This window comes from Mycobacteroides immunogenum, assembly GCF_001605725.1.
Lineage (GTDB): Bacteria > Actinomycetota > Actinomycetes > Mycobacteriales > Mycobacteriaceae > Mycobacterium > Mycobacterium immunogenum.
In genome coordinates this window covers 1,291,688-1,314,021 of record NZ_CP011530.1, presented here as the reverse complement: position 1 = coordinate 1,314,021, position 22,334 = coordinate 1,291,688, and the positions used below count along the sequence as shown (strand labels likewise).

Annotated in this window: 21 protein-coding genes and 1 pseudogene; 12 read left to right on the top strand and 10 right to left on the bottom strand. The window is 66.1% G+C overall.

Annotated elements, in window-relative coordinates; translation table 11 throughout:
- Positions 1–5: 5 nt before the first annotated feature.
- The 3 genes from ABG82_RS06540 to mca are packed head-to-tail and all read right to left on the bottom strand — an operon-like array spanning position 6 to position 3,125.
- On the bottom strand, positions 6–1,982 hold the full coding sequence (locus ABG82_RS06540; RefSeq protein WP_052511083.1) for a thioredoxin domain-containing protein: 1,977 nt from the start codon (positions 1,980–1,982) through the stop codon (positions 6–8).
- Positions 1,972–2,262, bottom strand: coding sequence for a hypothetical protein (locus tag ABG82_RS06535; protein ID WP_043079436.1), 291 nt, complete (start codon positions 2,260–2,262; stop codon positions 1,972–1,974). Before ABG82_RS06535 ends, ABG82_RS06540 begins: the two co-directional genes overlap by 11 nt.
- Positions 2,259–3,125 (bottom strand): mycothiol conjugate amidase Mca, encoded by an 867-nt coding sequence (gene mca, locus ABG82_RS06530; protein ID WP_043079437.1) that lies wholly within the window; start codon positions 3,123–3,125, stop codon positions 2,259–2,261. The genes ABG82_RS06535 and mca overlap by 4 nt, the downstream gene beginning before the upstream one ends.
- A gap of 98 nt (positions 3,126–3,223) precedes the next feature.
- Here mca and ABG82_RS06525 point away from each other — a divergent pair, with 98 nt between their 5' ends.
- Positions 3,224–3,643 carry a DUF4307 domain-containing protein gene (locus ABG82_RS06525; protein ID WP_043079438.1) on the top strand — a complete coding sequence of 140 codons (420 nt, stop codon included), beginning with the start codon at positions 3,224–3,226 and terminating at the stop codon, positions 3,641–3,643.
- A 265-nt stretch (positions 3,644–3,908) separates the two neighbouring features.
- Positions 3,909–4,403: a transcription elongation factor GreA gene (gene greA / locus ABG82_RS06520; protein ID WP_043079439.1), complete on the top strand. Its 495-nt coding sequence runs from the start codon at positions 3,909–3,911 to the stop codon at positions 4,401–4,403.
- A gap of 33 nt (positions 4,404–4,436) precedes the next feature.
- Here the strand turns inward: greA and ABG82_RS06515 are convergent, their stop codons facing one another.
- Both ABG82_RS06515 and ilvA read right to left on the bottom strand, forming a co-directional pair.
- Entirely contained in the window at positions 4,437–5,345 is a 909-nt protein-coding gene (locus tag ABG82_RS06515; RefSeq protein ID WP_043079469.1) for an endonuclease domain-containing protein, read from the bottom strand.
- Between the two features lie 126 nt (positions 5,346–5,471).
- Complete coding sequence (gene ilvA / locus ABG82_RS06510; RefSeq protein ID WP_234708076.1) at positions 5,472–6,620, bottom strand: threonine ammonia-lyase; 1,149 nt, start codon at positions 6,618–6,620, stop codon at positions 5,472–5,474.
- Between ilvA and ABG82_RS28900 the strand changes: the two are divergent.
- Positions 6,582–6,797: pseudogene (locus ABG82_RS28900) on the top strand (hypothetical protein). The gene ilvA and the pseudogene ABG82_RS28900 sit on opposite strands and share 39 nt — an antisense overlap.
- Positions 6,758–7,429, top strand: coding sequence for a GOLPH3/VPS74 family protein (locus tag ABG82_RS06505; protein WP_043079441.1), 672 nt, complete (start codon positions 6,758–6,760; stop codon positions 7,427–7,429). The pseudogene ABG82_RS28900 and the gene ABG82_RS06505 overlap by 40 nt, the downstream one beginning before the upstream one ends.
- Here ABG82_RS06505 and ABG82_RS06500 read toward each other — a convergent pair.
- The 4 genes from ABG82_RS06500 to ABG82_RS06485 all read right to left on the bottom strand — a co-directional run bounded on the left by ABG82_RS06500 (position 7,426) and on the right by ABG82_RS06485 (position 11,912).
- Positions 7,426–8,598: a cystathionine gamma-synthase gene (locus ABG82_RS06500; RefSeq protein WP_043079442.1), complete on the bottom strand. Its 1,173-nt coding sequence runs from the start codon at positions 8,596–8,598 to the stop codon at positions 7,426–7,428. The two genes, ABG82_RS06505 and ABG82_RS06500, sit on opposite strands and share 4 nt — an antisense overlap.
- A 64-nt stretch (positions 8,599–8,662) precedes the next feature.
- Positions 8,663–9,238 carry an RDD family protein gene (locus ABG82_RS06495; protein WP_043079443.1) on the bottom strand — a complete coding sequence of 192 codons (576 nt, stop codon included), beginning with the start codon at positions 9,236–9,238 and terminating at the stop codon, positions 8,663–8,665.
- A 106-nt stretch (positions 9,239–9,344) separates the two neighbouring features.
- Positions 9,345–10,754, bottom strand: a complete 1,410-nt coding sequence (locus ABG82_RS06490) for a cystathionine beta-synthase (protein ID WP_043079444.1) — start codon at positions 10,752–10,754, stop codon at positions 9,345–9,347.
- 81 nt (positions 10,755–10,835) lie between these two features.
- Positions 10,836–11,912, bottom strand: a complete 1,077-nt coding sequence (locus ABG82_RS06485) for an alpha/beta hydrolase (RefSeq protein ID WP_043079445.1) — start codon at positions 11,910–11,912, stop codon at positions 10,836–10,838.
- A 189-nt stretch (positions 11,913–12,101) separates the two neighbouring features.
- Between ABG82_RS06485 and ABG82_RS06480 the strand changes: the two genes are divergently transcribed.
- The 3 genes from ABG82_RS06480 (at position 12,102) to purT (ending at position 15,775) form a co-directional block, all read left to right on the top strand.
- On the top strand, positions 12,102–13,109 hold the full coding sequence (locus ABG82_RS06480; RefSeq protein ID WP_043079446.1) for an SGNH/GDSL hydrolase family protein: 1,008 nt from the start codon (positions 12,102–12,104) through the stop codon (positions 13,107–13,109).
- 50 nt (positions 13,110–13,159) lie between these two features.
- The gene (locus ABG82_RS06475; protein ID WP_043079447.1) at positions 13,160–14,377 is read left to right on the top strand and encodes an acetyl-CoA C-acetyltransferase; all 1,218 of its coding nucleotides are present in this window, start codon (positions 13,160–13,162) and stop codon (positions 14,375–14,377) included.
- 198 nt (positions 14,378–14,575) lie between these two features.
- Positions 14,576–15,775: a formate-dependent phosphoribosylglycinamide formyltransferase gene (purT, locus tag ABG82_RS06470; RefSeq protein ID WP_043079448.1), complete on the top strand. Its 1,200-nt coding sequence runs from the start codon at positions 14,576–14,578 to the stop codon at positions 15,773–15,775.
- Positions 15,776–15,832: 57 nt separating this feature from the next.
- Here purT and ABG82_RS06465 read toward each other — a convergent pair whose 3' ends face one another.
- A complete protein-coding gene (locus tag ABG82_RS06465; protein ID WP_043079449.1) occupies positions 15,833–16,678 on the bottom strand; it encodes a Bax inhibitor-1/YccA family protein in 846 nt (281 codons plus the stop codon).
- A gap of 314 nt (positions 16,679–16,992) precedes the next feature.
- Between ABG82_RS06465 and ABG82_RS06460 the strand changes: the two genes are divergently transcribed.
- The 5 genes from ABG82_RS06460 to ABG82_RS06440 are packed head-to-tail and all read left to right on the top strand — an operon-like array spanning position 16,993 to position 22,334.
- Positions 16,993–18,498 carry a CoA-acylating methylmalonate-semialdehyde dehydrogenase gene (locus ABG82_RS06460; RefSeq protein WP_043079450.1) on the top strand — a complete coding sequence of 502 codons (1,506 nt, stop codon included), beginning with the start codon at positions 16,993–16,995 and terminating at the stop codon, positions 18,496–18,498.
- An 11-nt stretch (positions 18,499–18,509) separates the two neighbouring features.
- Positions 18,510–19,658 carry an isobutyryl-CoA dehydrogenase gene (locus ABG82_RS06455; RefSeq protein ID WP_043079451.1) on the top strand — a complete coding sequence of 383 codons (1,149 nt, stop codon included), beginning with the start codon at positions 18,510–18,512 and terminating at the stop codon, positions 19,656–19,658.
- Entirely contained in the window at positions 19,655–20,686 is a 1,032-nt protein-coding gene (locus ABG82_RS06450; protein WP_043079452.1) for an enoyl-CoA hydratase/isomerase family protein, read from the top strand. Before ABG82_RS06455 ends, ABG82_RS06450 begins: the two co-directional genes overlap by 4 nt.
- A complete protein-coding gene (mmsB, locus tag ABG82_RS06445; RefSeq protein ID WP_043079453.1) occupies positions 20,683–21,564 on the top strand; it encodes a 3-hydroxyisobutyrate dehydrogenase in 882 nt (293 codons plus the stop codon). Before ABG82_RS06450 ends, mmsB begins: the two co-directional genes overlap by 4 nt.
- Positions 21,561–22,334, top strand: a complete 774-nt coding sequence (locus ABG82_RS06440; protein ID WP_043079454.1) for an enoyl-CoA hydratase — start codon at positions 21,561–21,563, stop codon at positions 22,332–22,334. Before mmsB ends, ABG82_RS06440 begins: the two co-directional genes overlap by 4 nt.

Here is a 22,334-nt window from a genome sequence, read left to right as displayed (position 1 = left end):
GGACGCTACCTACCCAACGCGGCGTCTAATTGTTCGGTCCCGGTGACCGGGAGATCACAGACGGTACCGCGGCACACATAGGCGGCTTCGAGGTCGCCCACCGTCCCCCTGTCACGCAGTAGCTCGCTCGAATCCTTGACCCCGCCAACCACAATGGCGCCACCGGGGGCTGAGAGCCGGGCCCGCCGCAGCAGCACCGAGGTCTCGGCATCGCAGGCCACCGCCACCTGGATCGGGCCGCGGACGGCGGCCTCGGCCACCGCCAGCCAGTGCCCGGCAGATCGCGGGGCACGCGCCAGCGCCATCGACGCCGCGGCCAGCGCGGCCCGCGCGGCCTCCCGATAGCGCGCGTCCTCCAGCAGGTAGCCGGCGGTGAGCAGGGCCTCGGTCACCGACGACGCTCCCGACGGGGTGGCCCCGTCCAGCGGATCACCCGGCCGCAGCACCAGCTGCTCGGCATCGTCGGCGACGTCAAACCACCCACCGGGTGATTCAGGATCGGCGAAATGATCCAGCGCGGTATCCAGCAGCTGCGCGGCCGCCTCACGCCAACGCCATTGGCCCGTCACCTGATACAGCGACAGCAGGCCCGTCGCGAGGGTGCCGTAGTCCTCCAGCACACCGCTGCCTTCGGATACCTGCCCGCCCAGGCTCGCGCGCCGCAGCCGCCCGTCGCGCACATGCAAGTCCAGCAGCGCGGCAGCGCACTCGGACGCGGCGTCCAGCAGGTCGTCGCGGTCCAGCGCGATCGAGGCTTCGACAAGCGCGGTGATCGCCAGCCCGTTCCAGGCGGTGACGGCCTTGTCGTCACGACCGGGCTGCACCCTGCGTAGCCGCTCCGCGAGCAGCACCGTGCGCACCCGCTGCCACCGGTCGACATCGTCGGGATCGCGCAATAGCTGCAGCACCGAGCTGCCATGTTCGAATGTTCCCGCCGATGTGACCTCGAAAAGCGTTGCCGCCCAGGCACCGTCCTCGGTACCCAGAACTTCGGCAAGCTGCCCGGGGGTCCACACATAGGTCGAGCCCTCGGAGCCGTCGGCGTCGGCATCCAGCGACGACACGAACAGCTCCCCCACCCGCAGCTCGTTCAGCAGGAAATCTGCCGTCTCCGAGGCGATCCGGCAGGCCAGCCCATCGCCGGTACGACGTGCCCAATGCGCGTACACGCGCAGCAGCAACGCGTTGTCGTAGAGCATCTTCTCGAAATGCGGCACCACCCAGGCCGCGTCCACGCTGTACCGCGCGAAGCCCCCGGCCAGCTGGTCGTAGATGCCGCCGCGTGCCATCGCCGTGGCGGTACGCTCCACCGCACCGAGCACCGTGGTGTCCCCGGTGCGTTCGTATCCGCGCAGCAGTGCTTCCAATAGAGACGAAGGCGGAAACTTGGGAGCCCCACCGAAACCCCCGAAACGCATGTCCTCGGCGGGCAGAATCGCGGCGATCGCGGCATCGCACAGCGCGGTATCCACGCCCGGCCCTGCGGGCAGGCGGCCCGACATCGCTTGCAGCTGCCCGGTGATGCTCGACGCCGCCTCCTCCACCTCATCGCGGCGCTGATCCCAGGCCTCCCGCACCGCCGAAAGCAGCTGCAGAAAGCCTTGTTTCGGGTAATAGGTGCCGGTGTAGAAGGGCCGACCGTCCGGGGTGAGAAAGCACGTCATGGGCCAGCCGCCCTGGCCGTTCATCGCGACGGTGGCGTTCATATAGACCGCGTCCAGGTCCGGACGCTCCTCGCGGTCGACCTTGATGTTGACGAACCCGGCGTTCATGACGGCGGCCACCTCATCGTCCTCGAAGGACTCGTGGGCCATCACATGGCACCAGTGGCACGCCGCGTATCCGATCGACAACAGGATCGGCACATCGCGAGACTGCGCTTCCTGCAGTGCTTCCGGTGTCCACTGCTGCCAGTGCACCGGGTTATCGACATGCTGACGCAGGTACGGGCTGGTCGCCTCCCCTAGCCGGTTAACGGTCATCGCCCCGCTGGTCGGCGGATTCCGAGGAAGTCTCGGGTTTGTCGGGGGACGTTCCCACCGTGCCCTCGTCGACGGCCTGATCGGCCTCGGGATGTTCGGGATCGAACGTCTCCGGCAGCTTGCGCAGATGCGAGTTCATCGACCGGACCAGGAAGAAGGTGCCCACCAGCAGTAGCACCACCACCGTAAGACCGAAGGGCCCGGCCTTGCCGAAGTCCGGCCCAACGTTGGTCGGACTCTTCTCGTCAGCCAGCACCAGCACGACATCCATCAACATCATTTGGTTTCAACTCCTGCGAACAAATCGTCCTCGGGGATGCTCGTCGGCACGCGCGACTTTGCGAGCTCGAAGTCCTCGGTGGGCCACAGATTCCGCTCGAACTCGCGCGGGACCGCGAAAAAGCTACTGTCCGGCGGGATTTGCGACGCGTGCGCACGTAACGCCGCATCCCGAGCATCAAAGAAGTCGGCACAGGGCACGCGCGTGGTCACCCGGCGATCAAAGATGTCGTCGGCCGGCCAGCGTTCGAGCCATTCATCGAACGGCCCCTGGTACCCGTGCTTCTTGCACTCGTCGTTGAGCAGCTGCATACGGGCCCGCATGAACCCATGGTTGTAGTAGATCTTGCTGACGGTCCACGGCTCACCCGCCTCCGGGAACTGCTCCGGGTCCGCCGCGGCTTCAAAAGCCGCCATCGACACCTCGTGGCACCGAATGTGATCGGGGTGCGGATAGCCGCCGTTCTCGTCGTAGGTGGTCATGACGTGCGGGCGGAATTCCCGGATCACCGCGACCAGCTTGGCGATCGGCTCTTCGATGGGCACCAGCGCGAACGAGTCCGACGGCAGCGGCGGCACCGGGTCGCCCGTCGGCAATCCCGAGTCCACATAACCCAGCCAGCGGTGCTGCACACCGAGCTCGGCAGCGGCCTTGGCCATCTCCTCGCGCCTGATGGCCCCGATGTTCGCGGCCACCTCGGGGCGGTCCATCGCCGGGTTGAGAATGTCGCCGCGCTCGCCGCCGGTCAGGGTCACCACCATGACGTCGTTGCCCTCGGCGGCGTACCGGGCCGTAGTGGCTGCACCCTTACTGGCCTCGTCATCGGGGTGGGCGTGCACCGCCATCAATCGCAATCCGGTCACCCGTGCGCCCGCCTCTTTCTGGTCCGTTCTCTGTCCTCGAGAGAGGACTCACATCCCCCATCGTTTCATCTCGGGTATACCCGTCATACCGTTGACCCGTGCAGCGACCAGAGGACCGATACGGCACCAAGCCCGCCAAGCCCGGCCGCGGCCGCTGGGTCGCCATTGGGCTGACCGCATTGGTGATCGTGGCCGGAGTCGGGATCGCCGCGATCGGATATAGCCGTTTGGGCCCGGGAGACGTCAAGGGCGAACTTTCCGCGTACAAGCTGGTGGACTCCTCCACGGTCTCGGTGACCGCGTCCGTGGAACGCAAGGACCCGTCCAAGCCCGCCGTCTGCATCCTGCGGGCACGCTCGATCGACGGCAGCGAGACCGGACGCCGCGAGGTACTGGTGCCGCCGTCGCCGGACAGATCTGTGCCGGTCACAGCCCTGGTGAAGACGACACGGCCGCCGGTGACCGGCGATGTCTACGGCTGCAGCCTGGCAGTTCCGCCGTATCTGGTCGCGTCCTGATCTAAAACGTGCCGCCGGCGGCACCGCCGAACCGCCCCGAGCGCCATCAGCCACACGTCGGCAACGTTCACATCGGGCAAACCTCCATCAAAAATGGGCTGAACATCACAGCGACAGTGGTATGCTGGGCGGATACACGGATCCCTGCTGGGACCGTGTATTGCTGCATTTTGGACAGTGCTACCCGCAGCAATGCACCCAACCCGGCACCCGATAGATGAGCGCCAGTGGACGTTGCTGGCCTGAGACAAGGAGTACCTGCACCATGACCGACACCCAGGTGACCTGGCTGACCCAGGAATCACATGATCGGCTCAAGGCGGAACTCGACCAGCTGATCGCCAACCGCCCCGTCATCGCCGCCGAGATCAACGAGCGCCGCGAAGAGGGAGACCTGCGTGAGAACGGCGGTTATCACGCCGCCCGCGAAGAGCAGGGCCAGCAGGAGGCACGCATCCGTCAGCTTCAGGAACTGCTCAACAACGCCAAGGTGGGCGAAGCCCCCACTCAGTCCGGCGTCGCGTTGCCCGGTTCCGTCGTGAAGGTCTACTACGACGGCGACAAGGACGACTCCGAGACCTTCCTCATCGCCACCCGCCAGGAAGGCGTCAAGGACGGCAAGCTTGAGGTCTACTCCCCCAGCTCACCGCTCGGTGGTGCCCTGATCGACGCCAAGGTCGGCGAGACCCGCAGCTACACGGTGCCCAACGGCACCGAGGTGAAGGTGACGCTGGTCAGCGCCGAGCCGTACCACGAGTAGTTCCTCCGAGAGTTCTTCAATCGAGTGCGAGCCTCACGCGGAAATCTGACCTGAAATCCGCGTGAGGCTCGCACTCGTTGTGGGTTTAGTGGCATTTCTGAGCGCCTCGTCGACACGTGCGACCACGGTGCCCGCCCGGTGACGAAGCATGTCGGCACTCACCCGCACGATTACCCAGCCCTCCGCCGCCAACTCCGAAGCCCGATCGATGTCACGCGATCGTTGACGGGCGTCCAACCAGTGTTGAGCTCCATCGAATTCGACACCAACCTTCAGGTCCTCCCACCCCATGTCTATGCGGGCAATGAAATCGCCATAGCGACTGAACACCCTTATCTGTGTCTGGGGCGGCGGAAACCCCGACTTCACCAAGAGCAGCCGGGTTTTGGTCTCCTGCGGCGACTCGGAACCCGCGTCAACCAACGCCAACGCGCTCGTCAGGTGAGCCAGCCCCCGAACCCCTTTGTGCGTCGTCATGACGTCCTCAACCTGCGCGGCCGTCAGGCCGGTCGCCGCCATGAGGGCATCCATCCGCTCGACGGCCACGGCCTGCGGTAGCCATCTGCCGAGGTCGAACGCGGTACGCGCGGGGCTGGTGACGGCAAGCCCATGTAGACGGTCAATCTCGTTATCCAGCAACGTGTCCCGATGGACCCGTAAGCCGGTGGCGGTCTTGTGGTGACGATGGATAAGGTCAACGATGACACCAGCGTCGACCCATTTCGCACCGTGCACGGCCGAGGCCGCCACCCCGGCGATCACGCCCCCGCGCTCAGTCCACAACCACGCCGAGTACGCGCGCTGCGTGGCACTCACCTCCGCATCACGCGGAACGTAAATGCCCGGGTACAGCTGCCGGTAGCGGGTGCGCATGTAGTGCTCGGTCACGGCGCCCGTCGACAGCATCTCGGTCGCACGGAACGGCCACGGAATCTCCCCCATGGCTCGCAGCATCACACCGGCAACCGACAACTCGCCTGCTTCCAATCGAGTGCGAGCCTAACGCGGAAATCTGACCTGAAATCCGCGTGAGGCTCGCACTCGTTGTGGGCCTGGGCCGGGGCGGGTCTATCGCTCTTCGTGAACCGTCAGGCCGGCCGCGACGATCGCGTCGAGGACGGCCTGCCGGTGTTCTGGCCCCCGGGTCTCGACAGTCGCCAGCACGTCCACCTCGCCCAGACGCAGCCGCTCGCTATTACGCCAATGCGTGACGTCGACGACGCTGGCGCCCGAGGACCGGAAGACATCCAGCAGACCCGAGAGGCCGCCCGGGGCGTCGGCGACGGTCACCCGCACCGTCAGATAGCGCCCAGCAGCCCGCAGACCATGGGTGATGACGTGAGTGAGCAGCAGCGGGTCGATATTTCCACCCGAAAGCACCGCGCACACCGGGCCGCGCAGACCCAGCTCTTCCGCGGACAGGGTGAGCAGCGCGGCCACTGCCGCGGCACCGGCGGGCTCTACCACCAACTTGGCCCGCTCCAGGCAGAGCAGCAGACCGCGCGAGAGCGCCTCTTCGCTGACCGTGACCACATCGTCGACCAGGGCGGCCACATGCTCGAACGGCACCGCGCCTGGCTTACCCACGGCGATGCCGTCGGCCATGGTTTCCATGGATTCCAATGCCACCGGGTGCCCGGCTTTGAGCGACACCGGCCAGGCGGCCGCACCGGCGGCCTGCACCGCGACGATCCGCACCTGCGGACGCTCCGCCTTGACCACCGCGGCGATACCGGCGACGAGGCCGCCACCGCCCGCGGGCACCACGATGGTGCCTACGTCCGGCAGCTGCTCCAGGATCTCCAGCCCGACGGTGGCCTGCCCGGCCACGACGTCGTGGTGGTCGAACGGGTGAATGAGCACCGCGCCGGTTTCTGCCGCGAACTCCGTCGCGGCCACCAGTGCCTCATCGATGGTGGAACCGGTCAAGTGCACGGTCGCTCCGTACGAGCGGGTGGCCACGATCTTGGGCAGTGCGGCCCCCACCGGCATGAACACCGTCGACGGGATGCCGAGCGTGGTCGCCGCCCAGGCCACACCCTGCGCGTGGTTACCCGCACTGGCCGCCACCACACCATTGACCCGCTGATCCTCGGGCAATCTGCTGATCCTGTTGTACGCGCCGCGTGGTTTGAAAGATCCTGTGCGCTGCAAGTTTTCGCACTTCAGCCGTACCTCGTGCCCGCACCGGTCGCTCAGCGCACGAAAGGCCACCATCGGTGTGCGCCGTATCACAGGGGCCAGCCGCTCGGCCACCTCCTGGATCTCGCCGACCGTTACTAACCCCGTTGCTCCCGATGTCTCCATGGCCATGCCAGGCATCATGTCACCAGTTCTGCCGCTATTGTCCCCTCATGCCACAGATTGCGGAGGACCTCCTGCTTCTGTTGCTGAACAATGCCTCGGGGCGGCCACTGCTGGACAAAAATCGGCGCTCGCAAGCCCTGGCCGCCGCGATCGTGCTGGATCTTGCTCTGGCGCAACGCGTTCGCCCCGCCACCCACGGTGAACCCGCCAAGGCCGGCCACCTACTGGTGCTGCAGGCACCCGATATCGGCGATCCAGTGCTCGACCGGGCGATTCACCGGCTGCGACGACGGCCGATGGATCCGGCAGAGGCGATCACCAAGGTAGGGCGCGGGGTGAACTCGCAGATGCTGCACCGCCTGGAGATCACCGGGGATATTCACACCGTCCGCATGGGCAACCGGCTGTTTCCGGAGAAATACTGGCCGGTGACCAACAACGAGCGCGCCAATGCCGTACGCCAGGGCGTGACGGATGCGCTGTTCCATTACACCGCGCCCTCCCCGAGTACCGCGGCGATCATCGCGGTACTGCACGGGGTCAACGGATTCGACGCGATCTTGAGCCTGGATCCGGTGGGCAAACAGCAGGTGTCGCGATGGTCGCAGACAATCGCGGACGGCGGATGGGCGGCCCAGACCCGCGACAACCGGGGCCCGGCAGTCAATCTCGCGGTGACCGCCGCCGTGATCGCGGCGGCACTACATTCGATGAACTAGCGCAGTGCCTGCTCGAGATCGCCGATCAGATCGCCGACCTCCTCGATACCCACCGACAGCCGCACCAGATCGTCCGGCACCTCCAGCAGCGATCCGGCCGTCGACGCGTGCGTCATGGCACCCGGATGCTCGATCAGCGACTCCACGCCGCCCAAGGATTCAGCGAGAATGAAAAGCTCTGTTCGCGAGCACAAATCGAGCGCGGCCTGGCGCCCACCGGCGAGCCGCACGCTGACCATGCCGCCGAATCCGCGCATCTGCTTGGCTGCTACCGCGTGTCCGGGGTGACTCTCCAGCCCCGGGTAGATCGTCTGCGCGACCGCCGCGTGTCCGTCCAGGAACTGCGCCACCGCTTGCGCGTTCTCGCTGTGCCGCTGCATGCGCAGCGCCAAAGTCTTGATGCCCCGATAGGTCAGGTAAGCGTCGAACGGACCCGGCACCGCACCCGACCCGTTCTGCAGGAACGCGAACGCCGTGTCCAGCTCTTCACTGTTGGTGAGCAACGCACCACCCACCACATCGGAATGCCCGCCAATGTATTTGGTGGTGGAATGCAGTGCGATATCGGCGCCCAGATTCAGCGGCTGCTGCAGCGCCGGTGAGGCGAAGGTGTTGTCCACCAAGAGTTTGACGGAATGGTCGGCCGCCACCTGAGCGACTGCGGCAATGTCGGCGATGCTCAGCAGCGGGTTGGTGGGCGTCTCCAGCCAGATCAGCTTGGTGCTGGGCGTGATCGCCGCGCGAATGGCGTCGACATCGGCCACCGGCACCGGGGTGTGGCTAATCCCCCACTGCGAGAACACCTTGTCGATGAGACGGAAGGTGCCGCCGTAGGCGTCGTTGGGAATGATCAGGTGATCGCCCGGCCGCAGCAGCGCGCGCAGCGCGCAGTCGGTGGCCGCCATGCCGGACGCGAACGCCCGGCCGAAGTGGGCGTCTTCCAATGCCGCCAGTGAGGATTCGAGGACCGCGCGCGTCGGATTACCGGTGCGTGCGTATTCGAAGCCCCCGCGCAGCTGCCCCACCCCGTCCTGGGCGAAGGTCGAGCTGGCATAGATCGGCACGTTGACGGCGCCGGTCTGCGGATCGGCATGGAAACCGCCGTGGATGGCCCGTGTGGAAAACCCTTGCCACCGAGACGCGTCGGCGGCGCTGCGCTGCTCACTCATCGGGTCCGAGCCTATACCGGACCCGCGGGAGTGAGACAGCCCAGCGCCGCCTTACGGGTTACTTCTACTTGGGAACGACGACGGTCTTCACTAACATGTCGGCGATCGTCTGGCGCTTTGCGGTGAAAAGCGGCAGCAGGAAGCCGATGTAGCAGATGACGGCGTCGAGGAAGTGCGCGATCTGACGAACAACGGACATGCCGAATCCGATGGGCTGGCCGGTGGTCTCGCTGAGCACCCGGATGCCGAGCACGCCCTTGCCGATGGTCGAGCCCGTGTCACCCTGCTTCTTCAGATTCCAGAGCCAGAAGGCGAGCGCCGCGATCCCGAAGACGGTGACCGCAGCCATGCCGAGGCCGGTGAAGCTGTAGACCTCGGCGTCTTCGCCGTAGGACATGCCACCCATGGAATCGCTGTCGTACACGCCGGTCGAGAAGCTCTGCTTCTCGGCGGTGGCGAGGGCGATGCCGTAGCCAATCCAGTAGAGCACCGCGACAATCCCGTTGTCGATCAGAGCGGCGCCAACACGCTTGATCCAGATCTCAAAGTTGCTACCCGGCAGGGCCGGCACAGCGGCGGCAGGGGGAGGCGGCGGGTAAGCGCCCGGATCCTGCGGCGGGGGTGGTGGAACTTCAGTCACGATCGTCCTCCAGTTCGTATGACACGCATCAGCGTCGAGCAACAGAGGACATTACGCGTCCAGCGTTTCCACAGGTTGGCTTCCGCGAAACCATTTGGGGCCAAATTCAGAGCCGCACGCCTCTACCCGAAGAAACGAATCCCAGCAGGTCATGGCGGGTAATCACGCCAACGGGCTTGCCTTCGTCAACAACCATCACCGCGTCGGTGTCACGCAACATGGACCCCGCGGTACTCAGCGGCTCACCCGAACCGACCAGCGGCAACGGCGGGCTCATGTGCTGGGCCACCGCATCGGCGAGCTGCGCCCGGCCTTCGAATACTGCTGACAGCAGCTCTCTTTCGGAAACCGACCCGGCGACCTCGCCCGCCATGACGGGCGGCTCGGCGCCCACCACCGGCATCTGCGACACCCCATACTCACGCAGGATCTCGATGGCATCGCGTACCGTCTCCGACGGGTGCGTGTGCACCAAATCCGGTAGCGCACCGGACTTTCCGCGCAGTACGTCACCGACAGTCGGCTCGGAGATGCTGCCGTCCAGGCGGCTGCGCAGAAATCCGTAGGAGGACATCCAGGCGTCACTGAACACCTTGGACAGGTATCCACGGCCGCCGTCCGGCAGCAGCACCACGACCAGCCCGCCGGGACCCACCTTCTCTGCCAATCGAATTGCCGCGACCACCGCCATGCCGCAAGATCCGCCGACCAGCAACCCTTCTTCACGCGCTAGCCGGCGAGTCATCTCGAAAGAGTCGGCATCGGACACCGCGATGACCTCGTCGACCACGCTGGGGTCGTACGCGGTGGGCCAGAAGTCCTCACCCACACCTTCAACGAGGTAGGGGCGGCCGGTTCCGCCGGAGTAGACGGACCCCTCGGGGTCGGCGCCGACAACCTTGACCTCGCCTATCGCACGGCCCGCAGAGACCTCCTTGAGGTACCGGCCCGCGCCGGTGATGGTGCCGCCAGTGCCCACGCCCGCGACGAAATGGGTGATCGTGCCGTCCGTGTCGGCCCAGATTTCCGGGCCGGTGGTCTCGTAGTGGCTGGCGGGACCGTTCGGGTTGGAGTACTGGTCGGGCTTCCAAGCACCCTCGATTTCGCGCACCAGGCGGTCCGAGACGTTGTAATAGCTGTCCGGATGTTCCGGCGGAACGGCCGTGGGGCACACGACGACCTCGGCCCCGTAGGCCCGCAACACATTCCGCTTGTCCTCGCTGACCTTGTCGGGGCACACGAATACGCAGCGGTAGCCCTTGCGCTGTGCGACCAGCGCCAGACCGACACCGGTGTTGCCCGAGGTGGGTTCGACGATGGTGCCGCCGGGCTTGAGCAGGCCCGCTTCCTCGGCGGCCTCGATCATCTTGACGGCGATACGGTCCTTGGAGCTGCCGCCGGGGTTGAGGTACTCGATCTTGGCAGCCACCGTCGCGAATCCCTCGGGCACCACCGAGTTGAGCCGGACGAGGGGGGTGTTACCGATCAGATCCGAGACATGCTGGGCGATGCGCATGCCGCTAACGCTATTAGACCGGTGCGTGCCCCGCGCGCAGAGGCTCCAACACCGGCAGCCGACGCGGACCGGAAGCGGCGATCAGACCGCGGCCGGCGCGAGGAACTCCGCCGCGGAAGTCTCGGGCACCGCGTCGCGGATGTACTGCCCGATTTGCGCCAGCGACCTCTTCGCCTCGGGCACGACCTTGGTGGCCACCTGGAAGACATGCATCTGACCGGGCCAGATCTTGATCTCCACCGGCACACCCTGCTCGGCCAGGCGCTGTCCCAGCAGGCGCGCGTCATACAGCAGCACCTCGGACCCGGAGCAGTGCACCAGCGTCTGCGGCATCCGGCTGTCGACCTTGTCGATGATCTCGCGCGGCGGTATGCCACCGCCCGCCTTGGTGAGAATCTGCTCGAGTGCCGCGAAACAGTTGGGCGGCAACATGACATCGGTCTTGGCGTTGGGATGTGCGACCTTGGGCGCGGGGTCCAGCTCGATCAGCGGTGAGATGAGCGCGAGTGCGGCCGGAGCCTCACCGTCCTCGGCGAGGAGACGTTCGGCCACCGCTACCGACAGGAAGCCTCCTGCCGAATCGCCAGCCAACACAATCTGATCGGCCGCGTATCCCTGCGCACGCAGCCAGCGGTACCCGTCGAGGCAGTCGTCGACAGCCTGATCCAGCGAGGCCTTGGGCGGCATCCGGTAGTTGACCACCAGACAGGGCGCATCGGCATACTCAGAGATGGTGGACACCATGGCGCTGTGCGTGTTTGGGCCACCGACGAGGAAGGCTCCGCCATGCAGGTACAACACCACGCGCCCTATGCCGTCTGCCGGCCCGACGCCCTTGGCGCGGATCAGCCGCGCGTTGGTGTTCGGCAGGGTGACTGTCGCCTTGACCGTGCCGCGCGGCGGTACCAGGACGCGGCCGAGCTCTTCGATCAATCCGAAGGGGTACGGAAGCGTGGGGGCATGACTGCCGAGCTGCAGGACCGTGCGCACCGTCATCCGGACGCCGAGTCCAAGGAGCCGTCCGGCCAGGCTGGCGGCGTCCTCGATCACTTCGACGGCGGCGCCGTCACTCAGCGGTAAGCCACGGACCAGCGTATTCACGGTGCCAGGGGAAGAACCCGGGGCCCCGTACTGCACGGCGCGCTTCGGTGCGGTCATCTGTTCAGGCTCCTTTGCCTAGCCAGTGTCCTGTGACGCTCAGACTGCTAGCTGCCAGCTAGCGTCCGATGGACTATACCTATCAACAAGCAACAAACCGCTTTCGATACCGCATCGTCCACGCCTCATTTCCCGTGATGCTGGTCAGAGGACTGGCGCGGGGTGTCGTGGTCGTTGAAAATAGCCACCGTGAGCATCCTCGCCACGCGGAGACGGACGATCTGGGCGGCCCTGAGCACCGGGGCCGCGGGCGCGGCGATGGGTACCGGACTCTGGGGCGCGTACAGCTTCCTGAATGCGCAGGCCAGACAGGTTCGCCGGGTAATTCCGAAGACTCATGACGCTCCCCCGGTTGCCGACGGCGTCTATGAGCGTGGCGGCGGCCCCGTCACCAAATACACCCGCGGCGTGCAGTACGACCTGCATCTGGCGATCTTCGGCGACTCCACGGCTACCGGGTACGGCTGCCACATTCCCGACGAAGTGCCCGGTGTGCTGCTGGCACGCGGCTTGGCCGAAGAATCAGGCAAGCGAGTCCGCTTGTCCACCAAAGCGATATCGGGAGCGACGTCGAAGGGGCTGGCCGCACAGATCGACGCCATGTCGATCATCGGACCGCCCCCGGATGCCGCGGTCATGATGATCGGCGCGAACGACGTGACCTCGCTCAATGCGGTACGGGCCTCGGCGCAGCGCCTCGGCGACGCGGTGCGACGGCTGCGCGCGGCGGGATCGGTCGTGGTGGTGGGTACCTGTCCCGATTTCGGGGTGATCACTGCCATACCGCAGCCGCTGCGTGCGGTGGTGCGCTCGCGCGGGCTGCGTCTGGCACATTTCCAGGCCGCGGCGGTGCGGGCGACCGGCGGCGTGCCGGTGCCGCTTGCCGACCTGCTGTCCCCCGAGTTCCTCCAGGCGCCCGAGGAGATGTTCGCCGACGACCATTACCATCCCTCGGCCGCGGGATACGCGCTGGCAGCGCGGCTGCTGCTGCCGGCGGTGGCGAATGCTCTCGGGGAGTGGACGGGCGGGCCCATCCCAGATTTGCCGTGGGTGTCCGCGGCGGCGGAGTCGCAGACCATGAGTGCCCGGCTGCGGGTCCTGAGCCGGATCTGGCGGCGCAACGTCGCGGAGATCACCGCGGGCGTGACCGAGCCCGCAGACCGGGCCGACAGTCTGCCCGTTGCGTCGCTGCATTAGATTCCTGGGGAGTAGAACCAGTACTAAATCCCCTATATTCAGGAGTTTTCATGCCCGAAGCCGTGATCGTTTCCCTTGCCCGCTCCCCGATCGGGCGCGCCGGCAAGGGCTCGCTGGTGAGCATGCGGCCGGATGACCTGGCCGCGCAGATGGTGCGCGCCGCGCTCGACAAGGTGCCCGCGCTTGACCCCAAGGACATCGACGACCTGATCCTGGGCTGTGGGCAGCCCGGCGGCGAGGCCGGTTTCAACATCGGTCGCGCGGTCGCGGTGCAGCTGGGCTACGACTTCATGCCCGGTACCACCGTCAACCGCTACTGCTCGTCATCGTTGCAGACCACCCGTATGGCGTTCCACGCCATCAAGGCCGGCGAGGGTCACGCCTTCATTTCCGCTGGCGTGGAGACGGTTTCGCGTTTCCCCAAGGGCACCTCTGACGGCTGGCCCGACAGCCACAACCCGCTGTACGCCGACGCCGAGGCCCGCACCGCGACCGCCGCACAGGGTGCCACCGAGTGGCATGACCCGCGCAACGATGGTCTGACCCCCGACGTGTACATCGCGATGGGCCAGACCGCCGAGAATGTGGCCCTGCACACCGGCATCAGCCGCGAGGACCAGGACCACTGGGGCGTGCGCAGCCAGAACCGGGCCGAAAAGGCCATTGCCGACGGCTTTTTCGAGCGTGAGATCACCCCGGTGACCCTGGCCGACGGCACCGTCGTGTCCAAGGACGACGGCCCGCGCGCCGGTACCACCTACGAGGCCATCAGCCAGCTGAAGCCGGTGTTCCGCCCCAACGGCACCATCACCGCCGGTAACGCGTGCCCGCTCAACGACGGCGCGGCCGCGCTGGTTGTGATGAGCGATGTGCGCGCCAAGGAGCTGGGTCTGACCCCGCTGGCGCGCATCGTCTCCACCGGTGTGTCCGGCCTGTCCCCCGAGATCATGGGCCTGGGCCCGATCGAGGCCGTCAAGCGCGCACTGGCCAACGCGGGCAAGACGATTGGCGATATCGACCTGTTCGAGATCAACGAGGCGTTCGCGGTGCAGGTGCTGGGCTCGGCGCGCGAGCTGGGCATCGACGAGGACAAGCTGAACGTCTCCGGCGGTGCGATCGCGCTGGGCCACCCGTTCGGTATGACCGGTGCCCGCATCACCGCCACGCTGCTGAACAACCTCACCACCTATGACAAGACCTTCGGCGTCGAGACCATGTGTGTCGGTGGCGGCCAGGGTATGGCGATGGTCATCGAGCGGCTCGCATAGCTCTCCCCTCTCTCTCGTCGACACGCCGTGTTGCAGGGCGATCAGGACTTCGCGGCCGAGCTCACCAGAACCGAGCAGCATGACGCGGGTGGCGCGCGGTGACAGGGGCGTTCCGATAGTGGTCATCGCGACGGAATTCTAGTGAGCGGGCGCCTGCCAGCCATGCGGCAGGCGCCCGCTCACTAGAATTCCGTCGCGATGACCACTATCGGAACGCCCCTGTCACCGCGCGCCACCCGCGTCATGCTGCTCGGTTCTGGTGAGCTCGGCCGCGAAGTCCTGATCGCCCTACAACGTCTGGGTGTCGAGACCATTGCCGTCGACCGCTACGAGAACGCTCCCGGGCACCAGGTAGCCCACCACGCGCGCGTCATCTCGATGACCGACCCCGAGCAGCTGCGCGCCCTGATCGAGGCCGAAAAGCCCGACCTGGTGGTCCCCGAGATCGAGGCGATCGCCACCGCCACCCTGGAGGCCCTGGAAACCGAGGGCTCGGTGCGGGTGATCCCGACGGCCCGTGCGGCGCGACTCACCATGGATCGCGAGGGCATTCGCAGGCTCGCGGCCGAGACGCTCGAATTGCCCACCAGCCCTTACCGATTCTGCGACTCACTGGACGAACTGCAGGCCGCGATCGATGACGGCATCGGCTACCCGTGTGTGGTGAAGCCGCTGATGAGCAGCTCCGGTAAGGGCCAGAGCAAGCTCGATGGACCGGCCGATGTCGCGAAAGCCTGGGACTACGCGATGGCGGGCAGCCGGGTGACCAACAACCGCGTGATCGTCGAGGGGTTTGTCGACTTCGACTACGAGATCACGCTTTTGACCGTCCGGGCCGTGGGCGCCGACGGCGAGATCGAGACAAGCTTCTGCGCGCCGATCGGACACCGGCAGGCCAACGGCGACTACGTCGAAAGCTGGCAGCCGCACCCGATGTCGGAGGCCGCCCTGCGCAGCGCGCAGCACATCGCGCGTTCCGTCACCGAAAACCTGGGCGGACAGGGGATTTTCGGTGTGGAGCTGTTCGTCAAGGGCGATCAGGTGTACTTCAGTGAGGTGAGCCCGCGCCCCCATGACACGGGCATGGTCACCATGGCCACACAGTGGCAGAACGAATTCGAGCTGCACGCCCGCGCCATCCTCGGACTGCCCGTGGACACCACGCTGAGGTCTCCCGGGGCCAGCGCCGTCATCTACGGCGGGGTGGAGGCGCAGGGTGTGGTGTTCGACGGGATTGATGACGCACTGCGTGTCCCGCGGACCGATCTGCGGCTATTCGGCAAGCCGGAAAGTTTTGTCACCCGTCGCATGGGTGTGGCGTTGGCCCGCGACGAGGATGTGGACACGGCCCGGCGTAACGCCGCCGAGGCCGCGGGCCGGGTCCGCGTTTCCGGCTGAACACACGCATGAAAAAGGGGCGCCCCTCCCGGGGGCGCCCCTTTTCGTTGTCTCGCGCTAGTCGTTCTGGAAGTAGCTCAGCAGTCGCAGGATCTCGACGTAGAGCCAGACCAGGGTGACAGCCAGGCCGAGGGCGATGCCCCAGGCGGCCTTCTCGGGGGCCCCGGCGCGCACCATCTGGTCGGCGGCGTCGAAGTCGATCAGGAAGCTGAACGCGGCCAGACCGATGCAGACGAGCGAGAAGATGATGGCGATCGGACCACCGCTACGCAGGCCCATGTCGATACCGAACAATCCGAGCACCAGGTTGCCGAGCGCCAGCACCAGCACGCCGACCAGGCCGGCCAGCAGCATCCGCTGGAACTTGGGGGTGACGCGGATGGCGCCCGAGCGATAGACGAACAGCATGCCGATGAAGACACCGACGGTGCCGAGCACCGCCTGGCCGATCAGGGCGCCGGCGTTGGCCCCGGCTACCGGGACGGCGATGGCGAATGAGATGGCGCCGACGAACAGACCTTCGAATGCCGCGTAGCTCAGCACGATCGCCGGGTTGTCCTGCTTACGCCCGAAGCTCGCGATCATGACCATGATCAAGCCGCCGATACCGCCGACCGCCAGAAATGGCATGGCCAATCCGACGTTGGTGCTGACGAGGAAGAAGGAGGCGATGGCGACGGCAACGATGACACCGAGGGTGATGCCGGTCTTGGTCACCACATCATCGATGGTCAGCGGCCGGGATACGCCGGACTGCGCCTCCGGGTACGCGGTGTAGGGGTCCTGGCGCATCTGCTGGGCCGCCATGGCTCCAGCGCCTGCCGCACCCGCCCCGAACTGCGCATAGCCGCCACCCTCTTTTCCGGGCAGCGTCCGAAGAATGGGATTGCTGGTGGTTCGCACCGTCGTGGTCCTCTCCTGGAAGTGCGGCGCCGCGATATGCGGCCTCCGCGGATGACGTCAAACAAGTCAACTGGACGTTTAACGAGCAGGCAAGTGCAAGAGTTCCAGGCTTGCGCGAATGGTCCCCGAGCTGTCCGGCCACGTCGTGGGCTCACACTACCGCTCGCATCCTGCCGTTGTGGCAAATCCCTGTGAGATCCCTGTGAACACTAGGATTTTTACCTGGAAGTCCTACTAGACATTACATGGATGTCCAACTAGATTCGGGAGTACCGACCTCCCTGATCTCCCACCGCTTCCCAAGGGGCTACACCATGAGTTCACTACCCACATTGACGCATTTCGTCGGCGGCAAGCATGTTCCCGGCACCTCGGGCCGCTTTGCCGACGTGTACGACCCGACGCAGGGCAAGCCGGTGCGACAGGTACCGCTGGCCGATGTTTCCGAGGTCGAGGCGGCCATCGCGAACGCCGCCGAGGCGCAGCCCGGCTGGGCGGCCCGCAACCCTCAACAGCGCGCCCGCGTGCTCGCCAAGTTCGTCGATCTGGTGCGCGCCGAGATCGACAGCCTGGCCGCGATGCTGTCGCAGGAGCACGGCAAGACCCTCGCCGACGCCAAGGGCGATATCGAACGCGGGCTCGAGGTCTGTGAATTCGCCACCGGCATCCCCCACCTCATCAAGGGCGAGTACACCAGCGGCGCCGGTACCGGCATCGACGTGTACTCCATCCGCCAGCCGCTGGGCGTGGTCGCGGGCATCACCCCGTTCAATTTCCCCGCCATGATTCCGCTCTGGAAGGCCGGCCCCGCGCTCGCGTGCGGAAACGCGTTCGTCCTCAAGCCCTCCGAGCGTGACCCGTCGGTGCCGCTGCGCCTGGCCGAGCTGTTCCTCGAGGCGGGTCTGCCGCCGGGCGTCTTCAACGTCGTCAACGGGGACAAGACTGCCGTGGACGCGTTACTGAACGATCCGCGCATCGCCGCGGTCGGATTCGTCGGCTCCACCCCGATCGCGCAGTACATCTACGAGACCGCCACCGCCAACGGCAAGCGCGCCCAATGTTTTGGCGGCGCCAAGAACCACATGATCATCATGCCGGACGCCGATATCGACCAGGCCATCGATGCGCTGATCGGCGCGGGCTACGGCTCGGCCGGCGAGCGCTGTATGGCCATCTCTGTTGCGGTACCCGTCGGCGAGGCCACCGCCGAACGGCTCGTCGACGGATTGACCAAGCGTGCCCGCGAGCTGGTGGTCGGGCCATCGCTGGACGCCGGCTCCGACTTCGGCCCGTTGGTGGGCGCCGACGCGCTGAAGCGGGTGCGTGACTACATCGATATCGGCATCGCCGAGGGGGCCGAGCTGGTCCTCGATGGTCGCGACCTCACGGTCGACGGGCACGAAGACGGATTCTTCATCGGCGCTTCGCTTTTCGATCATGTAACACCCGACATGCGCATCTACAAGGAAGAGATCTTCGGGCCGGTGGTGTCGGTGGTGCGCGCCAAGGACTACGAGGAGGCGGTGCGGCTGCCGTCCGAGCACGAGTTCGGAAACGGTGTCGCGATCTTCACCCGTGACGGCGACACCGCGCGCGACTTCTGCGCCAAGGTCAACACCGGAATGGTGGGCGTGAACGTTCCCATCCCGGTTCCGGTGGCGTACCACACCTTTGGCGGTTGGAAGGCGTCCGGATTCGGCGACCTCAACCAGCACGGACCCGACTCCATCCGGTTCTACACCAAGACCAAGACGGTGACCCAGCGCTGGCCGTCTGGCATCAAGGAGGGCGCCTCCTTTGTGATCCCGACCATGGACTGAGCGGGCGATCCATGTTCAATCTCACCGACGAACAGCGCGAAATCTGGAATACGGCAAGAGAATTCGCCGATATCCACATCGCGCCGCACGCGCTGGAATGGGACCGCGACAAGTACTTCCCAGTCGAGGTTTTCCCCAAGGCCGCGGCCCTGGGGATGGGCGGCATCTACATCAACCCCGATGTCGGGGGCTCCGGGCTCACCCGCCTGGACGCCTCACTGATCTTCGAGGCCATGGCGACCGGATGCTCCGCCGTCTCGGCGTTCATCTCCATCCACAACATGGCGGCCTGGATGATCGATGAATTCGGCGACGAAGAACAGCGCCAACGCTGGCTACCTTCGATGTGCACAATGGAGACCATCGGCGCCTACTGCCTGACCGAGCCCGAATGTGGCAGTGACGCATCGGCTTTGCGGACCAGCGCGGTTCGCGACGGTGACGAGTACGTGCTCAACGGCGTCAAGCAATTCATCTCCGGTGCCGGCGCCGCGGATCTCTATGTGGTGATGGCACGCACGGGAGGCCCCGGCCCCCGGGGCATCTCCACCATCGTGGTTCCCAAGGACGCCCCCGGGCTGTCCTTCGGCCCACCCGAACGCAAGATGGGCTGGCATGCCCAGCCCACGGCGCAGGTCATCTTCGAGGATGTCCGGGTGCCGGTGGCCAACCGGATCGGCGAGGAGGGTGTCGGGTTCACCATTGCGATGCGCGGTCTCAACGGCGGCCGGCTCAACATCGCGTCATGCTCTTTGGGCGGGGCTCGCTCGGCGCTGGAGAAGGTCATCGAGTACCTGCGCACGCGCAAGGCGTTCGGCGATGAGCTGATCAAATTCCAGGCGCTGCAGTTCCGGCTCGCGGATATGGCCACCGAGCTGGAGGCCGCCCGCACCATGGTCTGGCGCGCGGCCTCCGCGGTAACGGAGGGCGATCCGCGCGCGGCCGAGCTGTGTGCCATGGCCAAACGCATCGCCACTGACGTAGGTTTCACCGTGGCCAACGAGGCGTTGCAGCTGCATGGCGGCTACGGCTACCTGGCCGAGTACGGCATCGAGAAGATCGTACGAGACCTACGGGTGCATCAAATCTTGGAAGGAACCAACGAGATCATGCGAGTCATCGTGTCCCGCAAGTTGATAGAACAGGGGCTTCCGGCGTGACGGATCAGATTGAGACCCGGGTCGAGAAGGGTGTCGGCCTGCTGACGCTGAACCGCCCCAAGGCCATCAACTCATTGACCAACGACATGATCACCGCGATGTCCGCGGCCCTGTCCGAATGGGAGGCCGATGACGCGGTACGTGCCGTGGTGTTGTCCGGCGCCGGGGAACGTGGGCTGTGTGCCGGCGGCGACGTGGTGGAGATCCACGACAGCGCAAAGATCGACGGGGTGGTGGCACGGCGCTTCTTCCGCGAGGAGTATCAACTCAACGCGCAGGTCGGACGCTTCTCGAAACCGTATGTGGCGCTGATGGATGGCATCGTGATGGGCGGCGGTGTGGGTGTCGCCGGGCATGCCAACACCCGCATTGTCACCGACACCTCCAAGGTCGGCATGCCCGAGGTGGGCATCGGATTCATCCCGGATGTGGGCGGAACCTATCTGCTGTCCCGCGCCCCGGGCCAGCTTGGCCTGCACGCCGGACTCACCGGCGCGCCGTTCTCCGGCGCCGACGCCATTGCCATGGGATTCGCCGATCACTACGTGCCACATGACCGGCTCGGCAAGTTCACCAAGGCCATCATCGACAGCGACCTGGCCACCGCGCTCGCGGTGCACAGCGCCATTGCGCCATCGAGTGATCTATTGGCCCAGCGCAGCTGGATCGACGAGTGCTACACCGGAGAATCCGTCGCCGACATTGTGGCGGCGCTGCAGGCACACGGCGATGAGCGTGCCCGCGCGGCCGCCGACCAGATCCTGACGCGCTCCCCCATCGCACTCTCGGTGACACTCGCGGCGGTGCGCCGGGCCCGTGAGTTGCCCTCCCTGGAAGCGGTTCTCACCCAGGAATATCGGGTGTCCAGCCAATCGGTGCGTTCACACGATCTGGTCGAGGGCATCCGCGCGCAGCTGGTCGACAAGGACCGCAACCCGCAGTGGGATCCGAAGACACTCGCCGCGGTGACCGACGCCGATGTCGAAGCCTTCTTCCAGCCGGTCAGTGATGATCTGGAGTGGTCATGACGAATATCGCCTTTATCGGCCTGGGCCACATGGGATTACCGATGGCGGTCAATCTCACCAAGGCCGGCCACACCGTGGCCGCCTTCGACCTGTCCGAGCAGGCACGCGCCGCCGCCACCGAGGCCGGTGTGGCGTTGGCCGAGTCCGGCACCGCCGCCACGGCATCTGCCGATGTGGTGATCACCATGCTGCCCAAGGGCGCGCATGTGCTCGCGGCGTACGAGGATCTGCTGCCCGCGGCGCGGCCCGGCACCCTGTTCATCGACTCCTCCACCGTCGACGTGGCCGATGCCCGCGCTGCGCACGAGGCGGCCACCGCGGCGGGCCACCGCTTCGCAGACGCTCCGGTATCCGGTGGCGTACCCGGCGCCACCGCGGCGACCCTGACCTTCATGGTCGGCGCCGAGGACGCCGTATTCGCCGCTGCCGAACCAATTCTGGAGGTCATGGGCAAGCGGGTGGTGCACTGCGGCGGCCCTGGTGTAGGCCAGGCCGCGAAGATCTGCAACAACATGATCCTCGGCGTTTCGATGATCGCCATCAGTGAGGCGTTCGTACTCGGCGAGAAACTGGGGCTATCCCATCAGGCACTGTTCGATGTCGCGGCCAACGCCTCGGGCCAGTGCTGGGCACTCACGTCGAACTGTCCCGTACCGGGACCGGTGCCCACCAGCCCCGCCAATCGCGACTACGCCCCAGGCTTCGACGTCGCGCTGATGGCCAAGGACTTGGGCCTGGCCGCCAACGCCGTGCGCGCCAACGGAGTTGACGCACAGTTGGGCTTGGCAGCTGCGCACATCTACGACGACTTCAATTCCACCGGGGGCTCCGGCCTAGACTTCTCAGCGATCTTCTCGCGAATCCAAGGAGCGTCATGACTTTCGAAACCATCCTCACCGAACGCATCGATCGCGTCGCAGTCATCACATTGAACCGGCCCAAGGCCCTCAATGCGCTGAACTCGCAGGTGATGAACGAGGTGACCACCGCCGCAGCAGAATTCGACGCGGACCACGGTATCGGCGCGATCATCATCACCGGCAGCGAGAAGGCGTTCGCGGCGGGTGCGGATATCAAGGAAATGAGCGAGCAGTCGTTCAGCGACATGTTCGGCTCCGACTTCTTTTCCGCCTGGGGCAAGTTGGGCGCGGTGCGCACCCCGACCATCGCCGCGGTGAGCGGATACGCCCTCGGTGGCGGCTGTGAGCTGGCCATGATGTGCGACCTGATCATCGCCGCGGAGAACGCCAAGTTCGGGCAGCCCGAGATCAAACTGGGCGTGTTGCCCGGCATGGGCGGATCCCAGCGGCTCACCCGCGCCATCGGCAAGGCGAAGGCCATGGACCTGATCCTCACAGGCCGGAACATCGACGCCGCCGAGGCCGAGCGCAGTGGCCTGGTCTCACGCGTGGTGCCCACCGAGAGCCTGCTCGACGAGGCCAAGGCCGTCGCCAAGACCATCTCGGAGATGTCGTTGTCGGCCTCGATGATGGCCAAGGAAGCCGTCAACCGGGCCTTCGAGTCCAGCCTGGCCGAGGGATTGCTGTTCGAGCGCCGGATTTTCCACTCGGCATTCGGAACCGCCGATCAGTCCGAGGGCATGGCCGCGTTCGTCGAGAAGCGTCCCGCCAACTTCATTCACCGCTAA